The organism is Kitasatospora sp. NPDC059146 (genome assembly GCF_042786665.1).
Taxonomy (GTDB): domain Bacteria; phylum Actinomycetota; class Actinomycetes; order Streptomycetales; family Streptomycetaceae; genus Kitasatospora.
In genome coordinates this window covers 14783-35706 of record NZ_JBHZCY010000084.1, presented here as the reverse complement: position 1 = coordinate 35706, position 20924 = coordinate 14783, and the positions used below count along the sequence as shown (strand labels likewise).

Sequence of the window (20924 nt, the reverse complement as noted above, 5' to 3'; positions counted from 1 at the left end):
TCTCAGTACCGGTCGATCGGCGGCGGGGTGGGCGCGGCTTCCCCGGACAGCCCGAGGGTCGCGTCGAAGGCCTTCTTCCAGTCGCCGTTCTGCTCGTGGTGCGCCAACGCGTCGTCCAGCGCCCCGCGCAGCACGGTGTCGTTCTTCGGCGTGCCGATCCCGTACGGCTCGGTGGAGAACAGCGGGCCCACCACCTTGAGCTCGTCCGGGACCTTGGCCGCGTAGCCCAGCAGGATCGCGTTGTCCGTGGTGACGGCGTCGACCTGGCCGGTGATCAGGTTGTCCACGCAGGCCGAGTAGGTGTCGTAGCCGATCAGGTGCGCCTTGGGGTACTGCGACTGGATGCGCTGGTACGGCGTCGAGCCGGCCGCCGAGCAGACCTTCTTGCCGTTCAGGTCCTGCGGACCGTGGATGCTGTTGTCGTTCTTGCGCACCAGCAGCGACTGCCCCGCGACGAAGTACGGCCCGGCGAAGCCGACCAGCTTCTTCCGGTTGTCGTTGATGGTGTAGGTGCCGACGTAGTAGTCCACCTGGCCGTTCTGCAGCGCGGTCTCGCGGTTGGCCGAGGCGATGGTCTTGAACTGGATCCGCTCCGGCGGGAAGCCGAGCGAGGCGCCGACCATCTTGGCGATCTCGATGTCGAAGCCGGAGTACACGCCGGTGGCCGGGTTCTTCTGGCCCAGGTACGGCTGGTCCTCCTTGGCGCCGACCACCAGGTGGCCCCGGCCGCGGGCGGCGTCCAGGGTCGACGAGCCGGTGATCGAGGCGGCGTCCTGCACCTGGTAGCTGGGCAGCGCGCCGGGCTGGGGGCCCTTGGGGGGCGGGGTGCCGGCCTTGCCGCAGCCGGTCGCCAGCACGGCGAGCAGCAGGGCCGCGGCGGTCAGGCGTGCGCGCACCCGCGCGGCGGGCGTCGTCCTTCGGTTCACGGCGCCGCCCTCAGTGCTTCAGGATCTTGGACAGGAAGTCCCGGGCGCGCTCGCTCTCGGGGGCGTTGAAGAAGGCCTCCGGGGCGCGGTCCTCGACGATCCGGCCGTCCGCCATGAACACCACCCGGTTCGCCGACGCCCGGGCGAAACCCATCTCGTGGGTGACCACGACCATCGTCATGCCCTCGCTGGCGAGCTGGCGCATCACGTCCAGCACCTCGTTGATCATCTCGGGGTCGAGGGCCGAGGTGGGCTCGTCGAACAGCAGCGCCTTGGGGTCCATCGCCAGCGCCCGGGCGATCGCCACCCGCTGCTGTTGTCCGCCGGAGAGCTGGGCCGGGTACTTGTCGGCCTGCGACGCCAGCCCGACCCGCTCCAGCAGCGCCCGGGACTTGGTCTCCGCCTCGGCCTTGGCCCGGCCGCGCACCTTGATCTGGGCGAGCGAGACGTTCTGCAGCACGGTCTTGTGCGCGAACAGGTTGAAGGACTGGAACACCATGCCGACCTCGGCGCGCAGCCGGGCCAGCCCCTTGCCCTCCGCGGGCAGGGGCTGCCCGTCGATCAGGATGGTGCCGCGTTCGATCGGCTCCAGCCGGTTGATCGCCCGGCAGAGCGTGGACTTCCCGGAGCCGGACGGTCCGATCACCACGACGACCTCGCCGCGACCGACCGTCAGCTCGATGTCCTGCAGCACGTGCAGCTCGCCGAAGTGCTTGTTGACCCCGCGCAGCTCGATCAGCGGGGTGAAGGCCGGGGAACCGGTCGGGGCCGGTTCGGGGGCGGTGCTCACCGGCCGCGCCGTCCCTTCAACAGCCAGCCAAGCACCCCGCCGGCGAGCAGCGTCGCCAGCAGCGCGATCCAGAGCGGCGCGGTCACGGTGAACACCCAGAACTGGATCTTGACCTTGTCGAGGTTGGCGAACAGGAACCACACCGCGAGGATCACGATGACGCCGATCCCGATGTACCGCGTGGGGATCCCGCCGATCTCGCTGCGCTGAGGCCGGGACGAGCCGTCTGAAGTCTTGGTCACCGGAGCAGTCTGCTGTCCGGGCTGACGATTTGCCCGGTTACGCGCCCTTACCGGCGAGGGAGTAACCCGCACGGGGCAATCCGGCCCCGAGCGGGTTTCGAACCCGCGTCACTCTCCCCCGCCCGCGCCTACCGCTGGCGCTCGTCCCGCCAGGAGCGCCAGAGCGCCGCGTACGGGCCGCCGGCCGCGACCAGCTCCGGGTGGCTGCCGTACTCGCTGATCCGCCCGCCCTCGACCACCGCGATCACGTCCGCGTCGTGCGCGGTGTGCAGCCGGTGGGCGATCGCGATGACCGTACGGCCCTCCAGCACCCGGGACAGCGACCGCTCCAGGTGCCGGGCGGCCCGCGGGTCCAGCAGCGAGGTGGCCTCGTCCAGCACCAGGGTGTGCGGATCCGCCAGCACCAGCCGGGCCAGGGCGAGCTGCTGCGCCTGCGGCGCGGTCAGCGCGGTGCCGCCGGAGCCGACCTCGGTGTCCAGGCCGTCCGGGAGGGCGTCCACCCAGGCCCCGGCGTCCACCGCGTCCAGCGCGGCCCGCAGTCCGGTGTCGTCCGCCTCGGGCGCGGCGAGCCGCAGGTTGTCCCGCAGGGTGCCGACGAACACGTGGTGCTCCTGGTTGACCAGGGCGACCTCCGCCCGCACCCGCTCCGCGGGCATCCGGGACAGCGCCGCCCCGCCGAGGGTGACACTGCCGCGGCCGGGCGCGTAGATCCCGGCCAGCAGCCGCCCGAGGGTGGACTTGCCCGCCCCGGACGGGCCGACCAGCGCGACCCGGCTGCCCGGGGCGACGTCCAGGCTGATCCCGTGCAGCACGTCCGCGCCCTCGCGGTAGCCGAAGCGGACGTCCCGGGCCTCGACCCGGCGGCCCTCCGGGCGGGCCGACTCGTCGCCCTGGTGCTCCGGCACCTCGTGCACGCCGACCAGCCGGGCCAACGAGGCCTGCCCGATCTGCAGTTCGTCGTACCAGCGCAGGATCAGGTCGACCGGGCCGGTGAGCATCTGCGCGTACAGCACGCCGGTGGTCAACTGGCCGACGGTGAGCCAACCCCGGAGGGTGAGCAGCCCGCCGACCACCAGGGTGGCCAGCACCGCCGAGGTGTAGACGGCGTCGATGGTCGGGAACCAGACCGAGCGCAGCCACAGGGTGTAGCGCTCCCAGGCCAGCCACTCGCGCAGCTTGCGGTCCGTCAGCCGGACCCGCTGCTCGCCCAGGCGCAGTGTCTCGACCGTCCGCCCGGCGTCCACCGTCTCGGCCAGCACGTTGCTGACCGCCGCGTACCCGGCCGCCTCGTTGCGGTAGGACTGCGGGGCGCGCCGGAAGTACCAGCGAGAGCTGGCCAGCAGCAGCGGCAGCCCGACCAGCGAGGTCAGCGCGAGCAGCGGCGAGGTGACCAGCAGGGCGCCGAGCACCAGCAGCAGGGACACCACCGCGACGGCGAGTTCGGGCACCGCCTCGCGCACCGACTTGTCCAGCCGGTCGATGTCGGTGGTGCCGCGGGAGACCAGGTCCCCGGTGCCGGCGCGTTCCAGCACGCCGGTCGGCAGCGCGACGGAGCGGACCAGGAAGTCCTCGCGCAGGTCGGCCAGCACCCGCTCGCCGAGCACCGCACCGCGCAGCCGCGACCAGCCGGTGAACGCGGACTGCACGACCAGCGCCAGCAGGTACCAGCCGACCGCCACCGCGATGGTGGCCCCGGCGGTACCGGTGGCCAGCGACTCGACCAGGTTGCCGAGCACCCAGGGCCCGACCAGCCCGGCCAGGGTGGCCACCGAGTGCAGCGACACCACCGTGGCGAACCCGCCCCGGTGCCGCCGGGCCAGCACCCCCAGGTAGCCGCGCACGGCGGCCGGGGAGCCGACCGGCAGGGTGGTGACCGGCCCCTGCTCCTGGTGGACGGGGGGCTTCATGACGTACTCCTCGCGTACGGGATGGGACGGTTGACGGCGGTGCTCATACCTGCGCGGCCTCCTCGTCCCGGGTGACCACGGCCCGGTAGGCCGGCTCGGTGCGCATCAGTTCGCGGTGCCGCCCGGCCGCCACCACCCGCCCCTCCCGCAGCAGCACCACCCGGTCGGCCCGGTCGAGCAGCAGCGGACTGGTGGCGAACACCACGGTGGTGCGCCCGGCCCGGGTGTCCCGCAGGCCGGCGGCGATCCGGGACTCGGTGTGGGCGTCCACCGCGCTGGTGGGCTCATCCAGCACCAGGACGGGCGGGTCGGCCAGCAGCGCGCGGGCCAGGGCGAGCCGCTGGCGCTGCCCGCCGGAGAGCGAGCGCCCGCGTTCGGTGATCCGGGCCCGCATCGGGTCGCCCTCGCAGTCCGGCGAGCCGTCCACCAGCGCCTCCAGCACGTCCTCGGAGCGGGCCGCGGCGAGCGCGTCCGCGACCGGGACCCGGCCGGAGGAGGGCACGTCCAGCAGTTCGGCCAGCGTGCCGGAGAGCAGCACCGGCTCCTTGTCGTGGACCAGCACCGCCGCCCGGGCCTCGGCCAGCGGCACGGTGTCCAGCTCGGTGCCGCCGAGCCGCACCGAGGGCAGGGCCCGCTCGCCCTCGGCCAGCGGGACGTGGCCGCCGAGCCGCTCGGCGAGCGCCCCGGCGAAGTCCGGGTCCCCGCAGACCACCGCGGTCAGCTCGCCGGCCCGGACGGTCAGCCCGGTGGTGGGGTCGTGCAGGTCGGACCGGCCCGGACCGGTCAGCACGCCGTCGGCCCCGCCACTGGTCCGGCTGAGCGAGAGCACCCGCACGGCCCGCCCGGCGGAGACCCGGGCGACGCTCCAGGCGTGCGCCGCCTCGCCCAGGATCCGCAGCGGTGCGGCCAGGAAGGCGGTCGCGCCGTACACCCCGATCAGGGTGCCCACGCCGAGCTCGCCGGAGGCCGCCAGCCGGGCGCCGTACCACGTGACCCCGACCACGAACAGCCCGGGCAGCAGCACCTGTTGGGCCTGCATCAGCGACCACAGCCGGGCCGAGCGGACGGCCGCCGCCCGGACCTTCTGGGAGGCCGCCCGGTACCGCTCCAGGAAGAGGTCCTCGCCGCCGATGCCGCGCAGCACCCGCAGCCCGGCCACCGTGTCGGCGGCCAGCTCGGTCGCCTTGCCGCCGAGCTCGCGCTGCTCGGTGTAGCGCCGCTCGAACGGCCCGATCAGCGGCCACACCGAGGCCGCCAGCACCGGGACGCCGAGCAGCACCCCGATCCCGAGCACCGGTTCGACCACCAGCACCACCGCGCTGACGGCCAGCCAGACGATCACCGCGGCCCGGACCCGGGCGACCAGTTCGACGTACCAGCCGATCCGCTCGACGTCCCCGCTGCCGACCGCGACCACCTCGCCGGTGGCGATCCGCCGGGACAGCCCGGCACCCAGGTGCGAGGCCTGCCCGGCGACCAACTGCCGCACGTGGCAGGCGGCGTGGATCCAGTTCCAGACCGCCTGCCGGTGCAGCAGCACGGTGCCGACCGAGGCGGTGGCGGCCAGCAGCAGGGCCAGCGCGCCGGCCCGCCAGATCCCGCCGGCGTCACCGTCGACGGCGGCCTGGACGCCGCGCCCGAGCGGCACCGGCAGGGCGGCCTGGGCGCCCATCTCGATCAGCGCCCAGCAGGTGGCACGGACCTGACCGCGCCGCTGGGCGCGCTGCAGCCAGCGCAGGAAGGCCAGGGGCGAGGAGAGGTCGGGACTGCCGGGGTCGGCCAGCGGCAGTGGGGTGAGCGGCATGACACTCCGATGCGAGGGGTGCGAGGGGTGCGGATGGTGCGAGGTGTGCAAGACGTGCGCGGGGCGCGGGAGTACGGGAGGTGCGGGAGGCACGGGCGGCCCGCGGTCGCGCGGGAACGGACACCCGGAGGCGCGGCGCGACGGCGCGGCGACATCGGCGCGTCCGGCGGCTGGCGGCCGGACGGGCAGCGCATGGGTACGAAGGACCCGGATCTCAGGAGGTCATGTCCGCGAGCCTGCCAAGCCCACTGTGATCCACGCAACAGGTTTTCCGCCGCCCCCGCCGCACGCCCTCCGCACGCCCTGGCGCGCACCCCCGTGGCACGGGCCCGGCGCACGCCACGCCGTCGTAAAGCTTCCCCAAAGATTCGCCCGAACGGCGGGAACAATCGTGCCGGGGCACCGGTTGCCCCCTCTGGAAACAACGGACGACCAGGAAGGCACCCCTTCCCGTGAGCAACATCCCCAGCGTCACCCTGAACGACGGCGCTCAGATCCCCCAGCTCGGCTTCGGCGTGTGGCAGGTCGAGGACGCCCGGGCGACCCCCGCCGTGCGCGAGGCGATCGCGGCGGGCTACCGCTCGATCGACACCGCGGCGATCTACGAGAACGAGGCCGGCACCGGCGCGGCCGTCACCGAGGCACTGGCGGGCGGCCTGGCCCGCGAGGACCTCTACGTCACCACCAAGCTGTGGAACTCGGGCACCCGCGACTGGTCGGGCGAGCAGGGCCGCGACGCGGTGCTGCGCGAGTTCGACGCCTCGCTGGACAAGCTCGGGCTCGACTACCTCGACCTGTACCTGATCCACTGGCCGCGCCCGATGCACGGCACCTTCCTGAACGTCTGGAAGGCCCTGGAGCAGTTGAAGGAGGGCGGCCGGGTCAAGTCGATCGGCGTCTCCAACTTCGGCCAGGAGCAGCTGACCCGCCTGCTCGACGAGGCCTCGGTCGTCCCGGTGCTGAACCAGGTCGAGCTGCACCCGTACTTCCCGCAGGAGGAGCTGCGCGCCTTCCACGCCGAGCACGGCATCGCCACCGAGGCGTGGAGCCCGCTGGGCCAGGGCGGGGAGCTGCTGGCCGAGCCGGCGCTGGTGGAGATCGCCGGGAAGCACGGCCGCACGGTCGCCCAGGTGGTGCTCCGCTGGCACCTGCAGAGCGGCGTGATCGCCATCCCGAAGTCGGTCACCCCGTCCCGCATCCGGGAGAACCTGGACGTCACCGGCTTCGAGCTGGACGCCGAGGACCTCGCGGCGATCGCGGGCGTGGCCACCGGCAAGCGGATCGGCCCGGACCCGCAGGGGTTCGACTGGAACTGACGGGCGCCGCGGGGGCGCCGGCCGACCAGGCCCGGCGCCCCCGACAACGACGACAGCGATCCTGACTGTCGGTCATATCGAAGTACCGCTCATTCCGGAGAGGGACGAGCGGTACTTCGGCGTGCCCGGATTCACCGACCCCGACCATCGGTCGCTACCGACGGCCGTGGGCCTCAGGAGACTTGGTGAATCGTTTTGGCTGTTGTTACCAAAGCTTGGGCTAGAGCCTGGCCGCCTTGGCGATGAGCGCGAGCGCCGTCGCGTGCTCCTCCTCCGCGAGCGAAGCGAGCAGCAAGCGCTGGACTTCGGCCACTCCGGCGGCCGAGCGGTGCAGCAGGTCCTGACCCGCCGGTGAGAGCGAGAGCAGGTTGCGCCGCCCGTCCGAGGGGTCGCGCCGGCGCTGCACCAGACCGCGGCGCACCAGCCGGCTGACCATCTCGGCCATCGTGGCCTTGTCCAGCGAGGCCAGCTCGCCGACCGTGCGCTGGTCCGCGCCCGGCTCCAGCTCCAGCGCGTCCAGCACGGCGTACTGCGGGGCCGTCAGGTCCGCGCCGACGTGCTCCGACCAGAGCTTGGTGTGCACCTGCTGGCCGACCCTGATCAGGTAGCCGATCGCCCGCTGGGCGTCCAGTATCGGCCGCGCGTCGGTGAAGACGGCCACGGCCGCGGGTTCCAGCCTGGCTATCTTGGCCATCACCCGGACGATTTCGACCTGCTCGTCCGGCGTGAGCGGCTCGAACAGCACCCGCTGGACGCGGACCACACCACCGGTGGCCTCGCGCACCGCCTGGGCACCGCTCTGCGAGAGGGCGAGCAGTTTGCGCCGGCCGTCGGCCGGGTCGCGCCGTCGCAGCACGAGGCCGCGGCGGACCAGCCGCGCGACCATCTCCGCCATCGTGGCCTTGTCCAGCGAGGCTCGCTCGCCGACGGTCCGCTGGTCCGCCCCCGGTTCGAGGGCGAGGACCAGCAGGACCGCGAACTGCGGAGCCGTGAGATCGGCTCCGACGTGCTCGGACCACAGACGGGTGTGAACCTGCTGTGCAACGCGAATGAGGTGTCCGGGCGACTGCTGCAGTCGCGCGGACACGCGGGTTGTCGGGATCTCCCCCAGCACCATGTATCCGTCCCGATGTCACACCCGGTGTGTGTGGGACACCCGGGTGGGGCAGTAACGGCGAGTGGGCGTCCAGCTATGAGGGAGGGCGCTCCAGCCGTGCAGCCGGTGGCTGCTGGCGGACACTATACAAACGGCAGGCCCTTGCTGGCAGGCAGGGGCGGATAGTAGACGCAGGTTCGGCAACATTGGCATATTTACGCGCTGCCACACCCTTGCAGTAACCCGTTCTCAGCAGAAAGCCGACCGGTCGGTCCTTACCGACCGTCACCTGCGCCTCTCCACCCTGGCCGCCTCCCCTACCCGCCGGTAGGGTATGGGCACCCTCCCCGGGGCCACTCCCCGGAGGCACCCCGAGAGAGACGAGAGCGAGCATGACCGAGCAGAGCACCGCCACCCGGGTGGCGGTCGTCACCGGCGCCGCCCGCGGCCTCGGCGCCGCCACGGCCGTCCGACTGGCCGCCGACGGCTACGCGGTGGCCGTCCTGGACCTGGACGAGGCCGCCGGCAAGGACACCGTCGACCGGATCACCGCCGCCGGCGGGCGCGCGCTGGCCGTCGGCGCCGACGTCGCGGACGCCGAGCAGGTCCAGGCCGCCGTCGACCGCGTGGCCGCCGAGCTCGGCGCCCCCGTCGTGCTGGTCAACAACGCGGGGGTGCTCCGCGACAACCTGCTCTTCAAGATGTCCGAGTCCGACTGGGACACGGTCATGAACGTCCACCTCCGCGGCGCCTTCCTGATGACCCGCGCGGTGCAGAAGCACATGGTGGACGCCGGCTTCGGCCGCATCGTCAACCTGTCCTCCTCCTCCGCCCAGGGCAACCGCGGCCAGGCCAACTACTCGACCGCCAAGGCTGGCCTCCAGGGCTTCACCAAGACTTTGGCCATCGAGCTGGGCAAGTTCGGCATCACGGCCAACGCGGTGGCCCCCGGCTTCATCGCCACGGACATGACGGCGGCCACCGCCGCCCGGGTCGGCATGGACTTCGAGGACTTCAAGCGGGCCGCGGCCTCCCAGATCCCGGTCCAGCGCGTCGGAGAGCCCGAGGACGTCGCCAACACCATCTCCTTCCTCGCCGGCGAGGCCGCCGGCTTCGTCTCCGGCCAGGTGATCTACGTCGCGGGTGGCCCCCTCGACTGAGCACTGAACCTACACAGGGTTACCACGGAGTGGGAAGCCGGTCGAACCGGCCGCCCACTCCGTTTTCTTTACCGGGGCTTTTGCAGAATCATTCGAAGACCACACGGGCATTCGATCCAGGAATAGCGGAAATCACTCCCCGGGTCGCCCGGGGCAGCCCCAATTGTCGATTTCCCGGGAAAATGACAATTCCCTCAGGAATGGCCTCGCCCAGATGGGTATGGTCACCCCGTGCAATCCAGAAGTACCGCCGCTCGCATTCCGCGACAGGGGCCGGATCGCCGCACCGCCGACCGCCGGGAGCTCCCCCGCCCCGACCGCGGCGAGCCCGGCTGGCCACCGATGAGCCGCCGCCGGGCCGCCCTGTTCGCCGCCACCCTCGCCGCCTACCTGCTCGTCCTGGCCGGCGTCCTGCTCAACACCGACCTGGTCGACCTCGACTGGTCGGTGCGCCTGCTCCGCCCGTACGAGCGGTGGCCCAGCCTGGAGCCGCTGCTCGACACCTGGGTGATCGCCGGGCAGCGCGGACCCAGCGCCATCGCCGCGTTCGCCTGGCTGCTCTGGCGCGCCCACCGCCTCGGGCGGCTGCGCCCGCTGCTGGTGATGGGCGTCGCCCTGCTGCTCCTCAACATCACGGTCGGCGCCGTCAAGATCCTCACCGGCCGGCTCGGACCGCACTACGCCCAGTACGTCGGCTCCCCCGAGCTGTTCTCCGGCGGCACCATCTTCCCCTCCGGCCACACCGCCAACGCCGTGGTGACCTGGGGCGTGCTGGCCTACCTCGCGGTCCGCTGGCAGCGCACCGGCGCGCTGATCGCCGCCGCCACCGCCTGCTCGATCGGCCTGACCACCGTCTACCTGGGCACCCACTGGGTCTCCGACGTGCTGGCCGGCTGGGCCGCCGGGCTGCTGGTGCTGCTCTCCCTGCCCCTGCTGGAGCCGCTGCTCGCGGTGGCCGAACAACGGCTGCACCGCCGGTTCGCACGCTGAACCCTGCCGCCACCACCGACGACGCCGCCGCCGCGAGCGGGCGCTACCCCTCCCAGCTGCGCTCCACCACACCGTCCCGCACCGCGAGGTTCAGCCGCCCCTCCCGGTACTCCATGGTCATCAGCTGCCCCGGTTCCAGCACCCGGACCGAGGCCCAGCCGTGCCGCCGGGCCAGCTCCCGGGCCCGCTCGATCCGCAGCCCCGCGTAGCCCTCGGCGTCCTCCCCCGTCGTGCCCGCCCCCACGGCGTCCGCACCCGTCACAGCGCCTCCCCGGCTCTCCCCCTCGGACGTACGCTGGAATCGTAGCCCCCACCCGCGCGGCCCGGAGGTGAACGCGCATGCGTGCCACGACGCCGCGGCGGTGGCGCAGCGGCACCGAGCCGGCCACCGCCCGCAGCGACCTCAAGCTCCGCTACCTGCTGTCGCTGACCTTCACCCCGCTGTTCGCCCTGGGGACGGCCGGCTTCGCGTACTGGGCGGCCTCCTCCCCGGTGGACGGCGCCCCCGGCCGGGGCACCCTGACCGGCTTCGCCGTCGCCCTCGGGCTGCTCACCCTGTTCGCCGTCGTCGATCTCGTGGTGGTCGTCCGGCGCCGCCGGACCGAGCTCTGACGCGGTGTCTCCCACGGAGTGGGAAGCCGGCCGGGCCGACTTCCCGCTCCGAGCCGCGGGCGGGAGCGGGAAGAGCGGCCCTACCGGTTGCCGACCGCCTGCTTCACCAGCGTCCGGCCGAAGTCCCACATCAGGCCGTTGCCCCGGTGGGCCTCGTCCATGATCTCGGTGAACGCGTCGACGAACCGGTCCACGTCCCGGTCGGTGATGATCAGCGGCGGGATCAGCTTGATCACTTCCAGGTGGTCCCCGGACACCTGGGTCAGGATCCGGTGCCGCTGCAGCAGCGGGACGACCACCATCTGCGCGAACAGCCCCTTGCGCGCGGCCTGGAGGGCCGTCCAACCGGTGCGCAGCTTCAACGACCTGGGCCGGCCGAACTCGATGCCGATCATCAGCCCGCGACCGCGCACCTCGGCGAGCAGCTCGTACCGGTCGATCAGGGCCGTCAGCCGCTCGCGGAAGCGGTCGCCGACCTGCCGGGCGTTCTCCACCACCTTCTCCTCGCGCATCACCTCCAGGGTCGCCAGCCCGGCCGCCATCGCCTGGGCGTTGGACCCGAAGCTGGCCGAGTGCACCAGCACCCGGTCCATCGAGGAGTACACCTTCTCGAAGATCCAGCTCTTGCCGAGCGTGGCCCCGACCGGCACGTACCCGCCGGAGAGCGCCTTGGCCGCGCACACCAGGTCCGGCAGCACGCCCTCCTCGTGCTGGTAGGCGAAGAACGCGCCGGTGCGGCCGATCCCGGTCTGCACCTCGTCGCAGATCAGCAGCGCCTTGTGCTCGTGCAGCAGCGCCTGGGCCGCCCGCAGCCAGCCGGGCGGCGGCGCCTGGACGCCCTTGCCCTGGATCGGCTCGACGATCAGCGCGGCGACGTCCCCGCGCTTCAACTCCTTGGCCAGCGCCCCGATGTCGCCGAGCGGGATGGCGGTGTCCGGCAGCAACGGTTCGAAGCCCTTGCGGAAGCCGCTCTCCCCGTTGACGGACAGCGAGCCGGTGGTCAGCCCGTGGAAGGCGTGGTCGGCGTAGAGGACGCGCCGGCGGCCGGTGGCGTACCGGGCGAACTTCAACGCGGTCTCCACCGCCTCGGTGCCGCTGTTGCCGAAGAACACCCGGTCCAGTCCGGGCGCGTACGAGAGCAGCCGCTCGGCCAGCAGCCCGGGCAGCGGCGAGCAGTCGAAGCGGACCAGGTCCGGCAGGTCCAGGTCCATCACCTGCCGGACCGCCGACCGCACCACCGGGTGGTGCCGGCCGAGCGCGAAGATGCCGAAGCCGGCCAGCATGTCGAGGTACTCGTTGCCCTCGGCGTCGTAGAAGTACTGGCCCTGCGCCCGCTCGTAGTACTTGTCGAAGCCGATGGTGCGGAGCATCCGCGGCAGCTGCGGGTTGAGGTGGCGGCTGTGCAGCTCGTACCGCTCACCGCCGCGTTCGGCGAGGAGGGCGGCGAGGTCGAAGGCGGGGCGGTCGGGGTCAGCCGGCATGGCGCGGGTTCGCTCCTCGGGTCGGTAGCAGGTTCTTGGCGAAGACGGCGGTCTGGGCCGCGACCCCGGTGCCGGTCAGGCCGGTCTCCTCCAGGATCTCGCCGCGGGCGGCGTGGCCGAGGAACTCCTGCGGCAGGCCGAGCACCCGCACCGGGACGTCCACGTCGGCGTCGCGCAGCGCCTGGGCGACGGCCGAACCGACGCCGCCGGTGCGGCCGCCGTCCTCGACGGTGACCACCAGCCGGTGGGCGGCGGCGAGCCGGGCCAGGGCCGGATCGACCGGTTTGACCCAGCGCGGGTCGACCACGGTCGCGGTGAAGCCCTCGGCGAGCAGCAGCCGGGCGGCGTCCAGGCAGGCGGCGGCGGTGACCCCGACGGCCACCAGCAGGATCTCCGGCGCCGGTCCGGTGCGCAGCAGCACGTCCGTCCCGCCGATCCGTTCGACCGCCTCGACGACCGGCCCGACGTTGCCCTTGGGGAAGCGGACCACGGTCGGCGCGTCCTCGACCTCGACGGCCTCCCGCAGCTGGGCCCGCAGCTGCTCGGCGTCGCGCGGCGCGGCGAGCCGCAGCCCGGGGACGACCTGGAGCACGGACAGGTCCCACATGCCGTTGTGCGAGGCGCCGTCCGAACCGGTGACCCCGGAGCGGTCGAGCACGAAGGTGACGCCCAGCCGGTGCAGCGCGACGTCCATCAGGACCTGGTCGAAGGCCCGGTTCAGGAAGGTCGCGTAGACCGCCACCACCGGGTGCAGCCCGCCGGTGGCCAGGCCCGCCGCGCTGGTGACGGCGTGCTGCTCGGCGATCCCGACGTCGAAGGTCCGGTCCGGGTACGCCTTGGCGAACGGCGCCAGCCCGACCGGCTGGAGCATCGCCGCGGTGATCGCCACCAGGTCGGGCCGCTCGGCGCCGAGCGCGAGCAGCTCCTCCCCGAACACCGAGGTCCAGGAGACCCCGGCGCTGGGCGAGATCGGCAGGCAGGTGTACGGGTCGATCGGGTTGACGGCGTGGAAGCGGTCCGCCTCGTCCTGTTCGGCGGGGCGGTAGCCGCGTCCCTTGACGGTCAGGCAGTGCACGATCACCGGGCCGCCGAAGTTCCGGGCCTGCCGCAGCGCCTGCTCGACCGCGCCCAGGTCGTGGCCGTCGATCGGGCCCAGGTACTTGAGCCCGAGGTCCTCGAACATGCCCTGCGGGGCGAAGGCGTCCTTGAAGCCCTTCTTGGCGCCGTGCAGCGCGTCGAAGATCGGCTGGCCGACCAGCGGGGTGCGCTGCAGCGCCTCCTTGCCGAGCGCGAGGAAGCGCTCGTAGCCCTGGGTGGTGCGCAGGGTGGCCAGGTGGTGGGCCAGTCCGCCGACGGTCCTGGCGTAGGAGCGCTCGTTGTCGTTGACGACGATGACCAGCGGCCGGTCGCGGGCCTCGGCGATGTTGTTCAGCGCCTCCCAGGCGAGTCCGCCGGTGAGCGCGCCGTCGCCGATCACCGCGACGGTGTGCCGGTCGTACTGGCCGAGCAGCTGGCTGGCCTTGGCGAGCCCGTCGGCGTAGGAGAGCGCGGTGGAGGCGTGCGAGTTCTCCACCAGGTCGTGCTCGGACTCGGCCCGGGAGGGGTAGCCGGACAGGCCGCCCTTCATCCGCAGCCTGGAGAAGTCCTGGCGGCCGGTGAGCAGCTTGTGGACGTAGCTCTGGTGGCCGGTGTCGAAGACGATCCGGTCGTACGGCGAGTCGAAGACCCGGTGCAGCGCGATGGTCAGCTCCACCACGCCGAGGTTGGGCCCGAGGTGGCCGCCGGTGCGGGTGACGGCGTCGATCAGGAAGTCGCGGATCTCGTCGGCGAGCAGCGGCAGTTCGGCGGCCGGGAGCTTGCGCAGCTCGGCCGGGGACGTGACGCGGGAGAGCAGTGACATGGGTACACCTCACGACTCGGAGCGGTGCGGTGGTGCCTCCGCCCACCGGGGCGGGGCCGGCCCGGGCACGACGGCCCGGGCCGGACGGGAGCTCAGGACGCGGGACGGCTGCGGTACCGGGCGGCCCGGCCCGGGCTCAGCGCCCCCGGTTGGAGCTGACGGTCTCGGTGATGGCGCGCAGCGACTGCTGGAGCGAGCCCATGGTGGCCAGGACGGCGGTCGGCTCGTAGCCGCAGTGGGCCATGCAGTTCTCGCAGCGCGGGTCCTTGCCGCGCCCGTACTTGCTCCAGTCGGTCTTCTCGACCAGCTCGCGGTAGGTGGGCACGTAGCCGTCGGCCATCAGGTAGCAGGGCCGCTGCCAGCCGAACAGCGAGTAGTTGGGGATGCCCCAGGGGGTGCACTCGAAGTCGGCCTTGCCCTCCAGGAAGTCCAGGAAGAGCGGGCTGTGGTTGAGGCGCCACCGCTTCCGGTTGCCCCCGGCGAAGGCCTTTCGGAAGAGCTCCCGGGTCTGCTCGACGCCGAGGAAGTGCTCCTGGTCGGGGGCCTTCTCGTAGGCGTAGGCCGGGGAGATCATCATCTCGTCGACCTTGAGCTCGTCGTTCAGGAAGTCCAGGACGTCGATGACGGTCTGCGGGGTGTCGGTGTTGAAGAAGGTGCTGTTGGTGGTGACCCGGAAGCCGCGCCGCTTGGCCTCCTTGATCGCCGCCACCGCCTCGTCAAAGGTGCCCTCCTTGGCCACCGACTCGTCGTGCCGCTCGCGCAGGCCGTCGATGTGCACGGCGAAGGTGAAGTACGGCGAGGGCTTGAACTTGTCCATCTTCTTGCGCATCAGCAGCGCGTTGGTGCAGAGGAAGACGTACTTGCGGCGCTCCACCAGCTGTCGGACGATCTCGTCGATCTGCGGGTGCATCAGCGGCTCACCGCCGGCGATCGAGACCATCGGGGCACCCGACTCCAGGACCGCGCCGACCGCCTGGGCGACCGGCATCCGCTGCTTGAGCACACCCGCCGGGTGCTGGATCTTGCCGCAGCCCTCGCAGGCGAGGTTGCAGGCGAACAGCGGTTCGAGCTCGACGATCAGCGGGAACTTGTCCCGTCGCTTGAGCAGCTTCTGCTGCATCAGGTAGGTGCCGACCCGCACGGTCTGGCGCAACGGCATGGCCATGGCTAGCTCGCCTCCTGGGGGAGCGTCGAGGATGTGGGGTGGTTCAGGACTGCGGAGCGGGTGTCGAGCTCCTGCCGGTACCAGTCGACCAGGGCGGGTACCGCCGCCCGCAGGGTCCGCCAGGCGCGCACCCCGGCCGGGAGCGTGCCCGGCCGCAGCAGCTCGTGCTCGGGGGTGTCCACCACCACCCGCAGCACGGCCACCGGCAGCGCCGGGCGCACCTCCCGCAGTGCGGCCAGCACGGCGGCGGCCTCCATGTCGACGGCCAGCGCCCCCTGGAGGTGCAGGGCGCGCCGCTCGATGCCGCGCACCACGTGGTCGGCGGTGTGGTGCACCCCGGTGTGCGCGGTCAGGCCGTGTTCCTTGAGCGCCCGGGCCAGCTCCGGCCCGGAGTCGACCGGGTAGAGGTGGCCCTCGGCGTCGCGCACGCCGTCCGCGGCCACCACCTCGCCCGGCGCCACTCCCGGCCCGACCGCGGCGCCGAATCCGGCCACCACGACCGCGCCGTAGCCGCCCGGGGCGGAGCCGAGCAGGCGCCGTACGGCCGTCCCGGCGCGCCGTCGGCCGACCCCGGTGCGCACCAGCACCGGGGGTCCGCCGGCCGAGCCGCGCCAGTCGCCGCCGCGCAGGGCCCACACCTCGGGGCCCAGCGCGCAGAGCACCAGCAGCGGGGCGGTGGTCACCGGTTCGCCCCGATCGACGGCGTGCCGCCCGGCCGCACCATCCCGGGGCCGCCGTTGAGGTAGCGGCCGAGCGCGGTGACCGGGAAGACCAGCCGGTACAGGTGGTAGTTGATGGAGAAGTCCCACGGGAAGCCGGTCCCGGTGAACTGCGGCTCGTCCCAGGTGCCCTCGGGCAGCTGGGTGCGCACCAGCCACTCGACCCCGCGCTCCACCGCCGGGTTGGAGCGGCCCTCCGGGCCCTCGCCCGCCGCGAGCAGCGCCATCAGCGCCCACGCGGTCTGCGAGGCGGTGGAGTCGCCGCGCCCGGCCCAGCGCGCCGGGTCGTCGTAGGAGCGCATGTCCTCGCCCCAGCCGCCGTCGGTGTTCTGCCGGTCCTCCAGCCAGCGCACCGCCCGGCGGATCGCCGGGTGCTCGTCCGGGACGCCGGCCGCGGCCAGGGCGGGCAGCACCGAGCCGGTGCCGTAGATGTAGTTGGTGCCCCAGCGGCCGAACCAGGAGCCGTCCGCCTCCTGGTCGCGCAGCAGCCACTCGATGCCGCGGCGGGTGCGCGGGTCCCGGGCCCGGCCGGTCTCGGCGAGCATCTCCACCACGTGGGCGGTGACGTCCGCGGACGGCGGGTCGACCACCTCGCCGAAGTCGCAGAACGGCAGCTTGTTCGGCAGCAGGCTGGTGTTGTCGACGTCGAAGGCGCCCCAGGCGCCGTTCTTGGACTGCATGCCGAGGTTCCACAGCACGCCCCGGTCCACCGCCGCGTCGACCTTGGCCTGGTCGGGGTGGGCGACCCGGCGCAGCGCCAGCACCACCTCGGCGGTGTCGTCGATGTCGGGGTAGGTCTCGTTCTCGAACTCGAAGGCCCAGCCGCCGGCCGGCAGGGCGGGCCGCTGGACGGACCAGTCGCCGCGCTTGCGGATCTCCTCGCCGAGCATCCAGTCGACGGCGCTGACCAGGGCCGGGTGGTCGGCCGGGACGCCGGCGTCGACCAGCGCGATGGTGGCCAGGCAGGTGTCCCAGACCGGGGACTGGCAGGCCTCCATCCAGCGCATGCCGTCCTCGGTGTGCACGGTGAAGCGGTCGAAGGAGGAGAGCCCGGCCTTCATCACCGGGTGCTCCAGCTCGTAGCCCTCCAGGTGCAGGGCGATCAGCGAGTAGACGGCGGGCGGCTGGATGCCGCCCCAGCAGCCGTCGGCCTCCTGCCGTTCGACGATCCAGCGGCAGGCCTGGGCGACGGCGAGCCGGCGCAGCGGCCGGAAGGCCCGGCGGTGGTAGGCGTGCAGCAGCTTGTCGAGGCGCTCGAACAGGCCGTCCCAGCTGGTGGCGGGGGCGAGCGGCCGGTCGGGGTACGGGTGGTCCGGGTCGGTGTGCAGCTCGGTGATCGCGAAGGGGGCCGGACGGACCGGGCGGTGCGAGGAGACCACGGTCAGCGGGACGATGGTCTGCCGGGCCCAGCAGCCGAAGGCGTAGATGTTCAGCGGCAGCCACTTGGGCAGGAAGATGATCTCGGGTGGCATCTCGGGCAGGCGGTCCCAGGACCACCAGCCGAAGAGCGCGAGCCAGATCCGGGTGAACACCCGGGCGGCCGCGATGCCCCCAGCGGAGCGGACGTAGCGCGCGGCGGCCAGCATGTGCGGGGCGTCCGGGTCGTCGCCGGCGAGCTTGAGGGCGACGTAGGCCTCGACGGTGGTGGAGAGTTCGGGCGGTCCGCCGTGGAAGGTGCCCCAGGTGCCGTCCTCCCGCTGCTGGGAGCGGATCCACTCGGCGGTGGCCCGGGTCTGCTCCTCCGTCCTGATGCCCAGGAACTGGCGGAGCAGTAAGTCCTCGGCGTCCATGGTGACGTTGGTCTCCAGGTCGCCCTTCCACCAGCCCTCGGAGGACTGCAGCGAGAGCAGGTGGGTGGTGGCGCGCGCGAGGGCCTCGCGCGCGTCGGCGGGCTGCCGGTCCGCCTCACCGGCCGGCCGGGGCCGGTCGGTGTCCTCGGGCTGCCACCGCCCCGCACCCAGCAGGGTCGGGGGGCGGTCGCCCACCGCGACCGGCTCGGAATCGTACTCAGGGTCGAGCCGGCCGTCCGCGGTTGCTGTCAACGTAACGTCACCTCTCTCGTACCACCACGAATTCGGCGAGTGCGACGAAGTGCTCGCGCACCTCGTCGGACATGGGCACCTCGTCCAGGGCGGCGAGGGCAGTCGTGTGCTGGCGGCGGGCCTCCTCCTGGGTCCAGGCCCGGCCGCCGGCCTCCTCGATCAACGCGGCCCGGGCGGCGAGCTCGGGCTCGCCCTCCTCGCCCCGGCCCTTCGGGTCCGCGAGCTGCTCGGCCAGCCGGCGCGAGGCGGCGCCGCCCTCGGCGAGCGCCGCGGCGACCGGCAGGGACTTCTTGCGCTGGCGCAGGTCGCCCCAGTGCGGCTTGCCGGTGACCTCGGTCGCGCCCCAGATGCCGAGCAGGTCGTCCACCGCCTGGAAGGCCAGGCCCAGGTGGTGGCCGTAGCGCTGGAGGGCGTCCGAGACCTTGTCGTCGGCCCCGGCCAGGACGGCGCCGATCGCCGAGGCGGCGGCCAGCAGGGCCGCCGTCTTGCCGCCCTCCATCTCCAGGCACTCGGCGACGGTGACGCTGTCGCGCTGTTCGAAGGCGACGTCCATGGCCTGGCCGTCGATCAGTCTGCGGGTCGCGGTGGTGAGCAGCCGGACGGCGCGCGCGGCGTCGGTGGGGCTCGCGCCGCCGGTCACCCCGGCATCGAGCAGCACCTCCGTGCCGAGCGTCGCCAGGGCGTCGCCGACCAGGATCGCCTGGGCCGGGCCGAAGACCGTCCAGGCGGTGGCCCGGTGCCGTCGGGTCTCGTCACCGTCCATCAGATCATCATGGAGCAGGGAGAAGTTGTGCACCAGTTCAACGGCGACCCCGCCGGGCACCCCGACCTCGGGCGCCGCACCGGCCGCCTGGGCGGACAGCAGGGCCAGCGCGGGGCGCACGGCCTTGCCGCCGTCGCCCTCCACCGGGGTGCCGTCCCGGTCGATCCAGCCGAAGTGGTACGCGGCGACGGTGTCCATCGGTGCGGCCAGACGGGCGACGGTGGCCCGTAGCGGCGGGGCGCAGAGCGTCCGGCTGCGGGCCAGCAGCTCCGGCACCGAGACCGGTTCGGCGTGCGCCGTGCCTCCGACGGCGATGCCGGTGCGTGACTCCACGTGCGTTCCCTCTCCCTCGTGGTGCCGGACCGCACGGGGCGGCCGGGTACTGTCGGTGCGGCTGGTGTCGAAGCGGGCGGCGCCGAAGCGGGTGGTGCCGCGGCGCTCGGTGTCGGTACGGCCGATGGGGCCGACGGTACGCCCGTCGGCTCTGGCGGGCTCTCCGGCCGCGGGCCCCGCCGTCACCTGGGCCACCGCCCGTCGCCCCGGTCCACCGGCACCCTGGCACCGGCCGCGGCCAGCGCGGCGTCGGCGGCGGCGTGGCCGCTGCGCACCGCGCCCTCCATGGTCGCGGGCCAGCCGGTGGCGGTCCACGCGCCGGCCAGCAGCAGGCCGGGGACGCCGGTCGTGGCCCCGGGCCGCAGCGCGGCGCTGCCGGGCGCCCCGTCGAAGGTCGCGGTGCGCTCCCGGGTGACGAAGAAGTCCAGCACCTCGGCGCCGGCGGCGGCCGGCAGCAGCCGGGCCAGCTCGGGCAGGTAGCGCTCGCGCAGCTCGGCGACCGGCAGGTCGATCTCGTCCTGGACGGCGGACTGGGACAGCGCCAGGTACTGGGCGCCGGGGTGGGCGCGGCCGATCGGGGTACCGGCCAGCCCGGAGTGGGTGGTGCGGTCGAAGACCCACTGGACCGGGCTGCCGAGCGCGGCGAAGAACGGCCGGCGCAGCACCTTGCGGTCGTAGACCACGTGCACGTTGAGGATCGGCGTGGTGCCGAAGTCCTCCAGCCGGTGGGGGACGGCGCCCGGCGGCAGCAGGGCGGCCGCGGTGTCCTGGGCGCCGGCCAGCACCACGGTGTCGGCGGTGAGCAGCTCGCCGGTGCCCGACTGGCCGCCCTCCAGCCGGACGGCGTGCTGGGGCGCGGCCGGCTTGAGCTCCGCGACCCGGGCGCGCAGCAGCACCCGCACGCCGGCGCGTTCCAGCTCGGCGAGCGCCCGGTCGTGGTGGATCGCGCCGAGCGGGACGGCGGCGATGCCGATGTCGGAGGCCCCCGGGTCGGAGAGCAGCCCGGTCTTGAAGACCATCGCGGCGAGCGCCAGGGACACCTGGTCGGCCCGGGCGTTCAGGGTGGCGACGCCGACCAGGTCCCAGAGCGCGGCCGTGGTGGCGGCGTTCTGCCCGTTGCGGCGCAGCCACTCGCCGAAGGAGAGCCCGTCCAGCGCCGGGTCGGCGAGGTCCAGGCCCTTGAGGGCGAGCGCGCCGCGGACCACCCGGGCGCGGTCGGCCGGGGACAGGTGCGGGTAGCGGGCGAGGCTGCCGGCCAGGTGCAGCGGGACGGGCAGGCCGGCCCGCCGCAGGCGGCCGAGGGTCCGCACCGGGGCCCCGGCGGGGCCGGTGACGGAGAGCACCGGGACGTCCAGCCGGTCCTGGAGGTGGGTCATCCGGGTGGCGCCCAGGCGCTCCAGCAGCCCGCGGTAGGCGGTGCAGCAGCGCAGGAAGACGTGCTGGCCGTTGTCGACGGTCAGGTCGCCGCGCTGGAAGGAGAAGGCCAGGCCGCCGAGCCGGGGGCGCCCCTCGGCGAGGGTGACCCGGTGGCCGGCCTCGGCCAGCCGCAGGGCGGTGGTGATCCCGGCCAGGCCGCCGCCGACCACGACGGCGGCCGGGCGCGCGGCATCGGCTCGCCCGGTCATCGGCCCTCCCCCTCGCAGTCGCCGGACCGCCCGGCGACGGTCGCTGCCGCCGG

The 20924-nt window shown here is 73.5% G+C and carries 18 protein-coding genes; 4 read left to right on the top strand and 14 right to left on the bottom strand.

The genetic code is table 11. The annotated features are described in order from the left end of the window. Window positions 1-2: 2 nt before the first annotated feature. From ACFXPX_RS29360 to ACFXPX_RS29340, 5 genes are all read right to left on the bottom strand, one after another. The gene (locus ACFXPX_RS29360; protein ID WP_380644037.1) at window positions 3-926 is read right to left on the bottom strand and encodes a glutamate ABC transporter substrate-binding protein; all 924 of its coding nucleotides are present in this window, start codon (window positions 924-926) and stop codon (window positions 3-5) included. Window positions 927-936: 10 nt separating this feature from the next. Beyond that, window positions 937-1665, bottom strand: coding sequence for an amino acid ABC transporter ATP-binding protein (locus ACFXPX_RS29355; RefSeq protein ID WP_375885320.1), 729 nt, complete (start codon window positions 1663-1665; stop codon window positions 937-939). Between the two features lie 47 nt (window positions 1666-1712). After that, window positions 1713-1958, bottom strand: a complete 246-nt coding sequence (locus ACFXPX_RS29350; RefSeq protein ID WP_375885285.1) for a LapA family protein — start codon at window positions 1956-1958, stop codon at window positions 1713-1715. A 128-nt stretch (window positions 1959-2086) separates the two neighbouring features. Then, window positions 2087-3865 (bottom strand): ABC transporter ATP-binding protein, encoded by a 1779-nt coding sequence (locus ACFXPX_RS29345; RefSeq protein WP_380644036.1) that lies wholly within the window; start codon window positions 3863-3865, stop codon window positions 2087-2089. Window positions 3866-3908: 43 nt separating this feature from the next. Continuing rightward, window positions 3909-5669: an ABC transporter transmembrane domain-containing protein gene (locus ACFXPX_RS29340; RefSeq protein WP_380589601.1), complete on the bottom strand. Its 1761-nt coding sequence runs from the start codon at window positions 5667-5669 to the stop codon at window positions 3909-3911. Window positions 5670-6121: 452 nt separating this feature from the next. Here ACFXPX_RS29340 and ACFXPX_RS29335 point away from each other — a divergent pair, with 452 nt between their 5' ends. Further along, window positions 6122-6985 (top strand): aldo/keto reductase, encoded by an 864-nt coding sequence (locus ACFXPX_RS29335; protein ID WP_380644035.1) that lies wholly within the window; start codon window positions 6122-6124, stop codon window positions 6983-6985. 220 nt (window positions 6986-7205) lie between these two features. On the opposite strand, the gene ACFXPX_RS29330 is transcribed toward ACFXPX_RS29335, so the two are convergent. Beyond that, window positions 7206-8072: a MarR family winged helix-turn-helix transcriptional regulator gene (locus ACFXPX_RS29330; RefSeq protein WP_375885276.1), complete on the bottom strand. Its 867-nt coding sequence runs from the start codon at window positions 8070-8072 to the stop codon at window positions 7206-7208. A gap of 401 nt (window positions 8073-8473) precedes the next feature. Between ACFXPX_RS29330 and fabG the strand changes: the two genes are divergently transcribed. Both fabG and ACFXPX_RS29320 read left to right on the top strand, forming a co-directional pair. Further along, complete coding sequence (gene fabG / locus ACFXPX_RS29325; RefSeq protein WP_380522623.1) at window positions 8474-9241, top strand: 3-oxoacyl-ACP reductase FabG; 768 nt, start codon at window positions 8474-8476, stop codon at window positions 9239-9241. 231 nt (window positions 9242-9472) lie between these two features. Then, complete coding sequence (locus tag ACFXPX_RS29320; protein WP_375885269.1) at window positions 9473-10231, top strand: phosphatase PAP2 family protein; 759 nt, start codon at window positions 9473-9475, stop codon at window positions 10229-10231. A gap of 43 nt (window positions 10232-10274) precedes the next feature. Here ACFXPX_RS29320 and ACFXPX_RS29315 read toward each other — a convergent pair whose 3' ends face one another. Continuing rightward, the gene (locus ACFXPX_RS29315) at window positions 10275-10493 is read right to left on the bottom strand and encodes an I78 family peptidase inhibitor (RefSeq protein WP_375885266.1); all 219 of its coding nucleotides are present in this window, start codon (window positions 10491-10493) and stop codon (window positions 10275-10277) included. A 77-nt stretch (window positions 10494-10570) separates the two neighbouring features. Between ACFXPX_RS29315 and ACFXPX_RS29310 the strand changes: the two genes are divergently transcribed. Then, the gene (locus ACFXPX_RS29310) at window positions 10571-10843 is read left to right on the top strand and encodes a DUF6343 family protein (protein WP_380522622.1); all 273 of its coding nucleotides are present in this window, start codon (window positions 10571-10573) and stop codon (window positions 10841-10843) included. 80 nt (window positions 10844-10923) lie between these two features. Here the strand turns inward: ACFXPX_RS29310 and ACFXPX_RS29305 are convergent, their stop codons facing one another. The 7 genes from ACFXPX_RS29305 to hpnE form a co-directional block, all read right to left on the bottom strand. Beyond that, complete coding sequence (locus ACFXPX_RS29305) at window positions 10924-12324, bottom strand: aspartate aminotransferase family protein (RefSeq protein ID WP_380644034.1); 1401 nt, start codon at window positions 12322-12324, stop codon at window positions 10924-10926. Further along, a complete protein-coding gene (gene dxs / locus ACFXPX_RS29300) occupies window positions 12314-14224 on the bottom strand; it encodes a 1-deoxy-D-xylulose-5-phosphate synthase (protein WP_380644033.1) in 1911 nt (636 codons plus the stop codon). Before dxs ends, ACFXPX_RS29305 begins: the two co-directional genes overlap by 11 nt. Before the next feature lie 136 nt (window positions 14225-14360). After that, window positions 14361-15389: an adenosyl-hopene transferase HpnH gene (hpnH, locus tag ACFXPX_RS29295; protein WP_360238793.1), complete on the bottom strand. Its 1029-nt coding sequence runs from the start codon at window positions 15387-15389 to the stop codon at window positions 14361-14363. A gap of 2 nt (window positions 15390-15391) precedes the next feature. Further along, window positions 15392-16072, bottom strand: a complete 681-nt coding sequence (locus ACFXPX_RS29290; protein ID WP_380400457.1) for a 1-hydroxy-2-methyl-2-butenyl 4-diphosphate reductase — start codon at window positions 16070-16072, stop codon at window positions 15392-15394. Continuing rightward, a complete protein-coding gene (gene shc, locus ACFXPX_RS29285; RefSeq protein ID WP_380644032.1) occupies window positions 16069-18150 on the bottom strand; it encodes a squalene--hopene cyclase in 2082 nt (693 codons plus the stop codon). Before shc ends, ACFXPX_RS29290 begins: the two co-directional genes overlap by 4 nt. Before the next feature lie 7 nt (window positions 18151-18157). After that, window positions 18158-19246 (bottom strand): polyprenyl synthetase family protein, encoded by a 1089-nt coding sequence (locus tag ACFXPX_RS29280; protein ID WP_375885251.1) that lies wholly within the window; start codon window positions 19244-19246, stop codon window positions 18158-18160. Between the two features lie 182 nt (window positions 19247-19428). Next, window positions 19429-20871 carry a hydroxysqualene dehydroxylase HpnE gene (gene hpnE, locus ACFXPX_RS29275; protein ID WP_380589586.1) on the bottom strand — a complete coding sequence of 481 codons (1443 nt, stop codon included), beginning with the start codon at window positions 20869-20871 and terminating at the stop codon, window positions 19429-19431. Window positions 20872-20924 lie beyond the last annotated feature (53 nt).

Coding starts and splice junctions, on each gene's coding strand:
- ACFXPX_RS29345 (WP_380644036.1), bottom strand. CDS start 3,865: ATGAAGCCCCCCGTCCACCAGGAGCAGGGGCCGGTCACCACCCTGCCG.
- ACFXPX_RS29340 (WP_380589601.1), bottom strand. CDS start 5,669: ATGCCGCTCACCCCACTGCCGCTGGCCGACCCCGGCAGTCCCGACCTC.
- fabG (WP_380522623.1), top strand. CDS start 8,474: ATGACCGAGCAGAGCACCGCCACCCGGGTGGCGGTCGTCACCGGCGCC.
- ACFXPX_RS29310 (WP_380522622.1), top strand. CDS start 10,571: ATGCGTGCCACGACGCCGCGGCGGTGGCGCAGCGGCACCGAGCCGGCC.
- ACFXPX_RS29305 (WP_380644034.1), bottom strand. CDS start 12,324: ATGCCGGCTGACCCCGACCGCCCCGCCTTCGACCTCGCCGCCCTCCTC.
- dxs (WP_380644033.1), bottom strand. CDS start 14,224: ATGTCACTGCTCTCCCGCGTCACGTCCCCGGCCGAGCTGCGCAAGCTC.
- hpnH (WP_360238793.1), bottom strand. CDS start 15,389: ATGGCCATGCCGTTGCGCCAGACCGTGCGGGTCGGCACCTACCTGATG.
- hpnE (WP_380589586.1), bottom strand. CDS start 20,871: ATGACCGGGCGAGCCGATGCCGCGCGCCCGGCCGCCGTCGTGGTCGGC.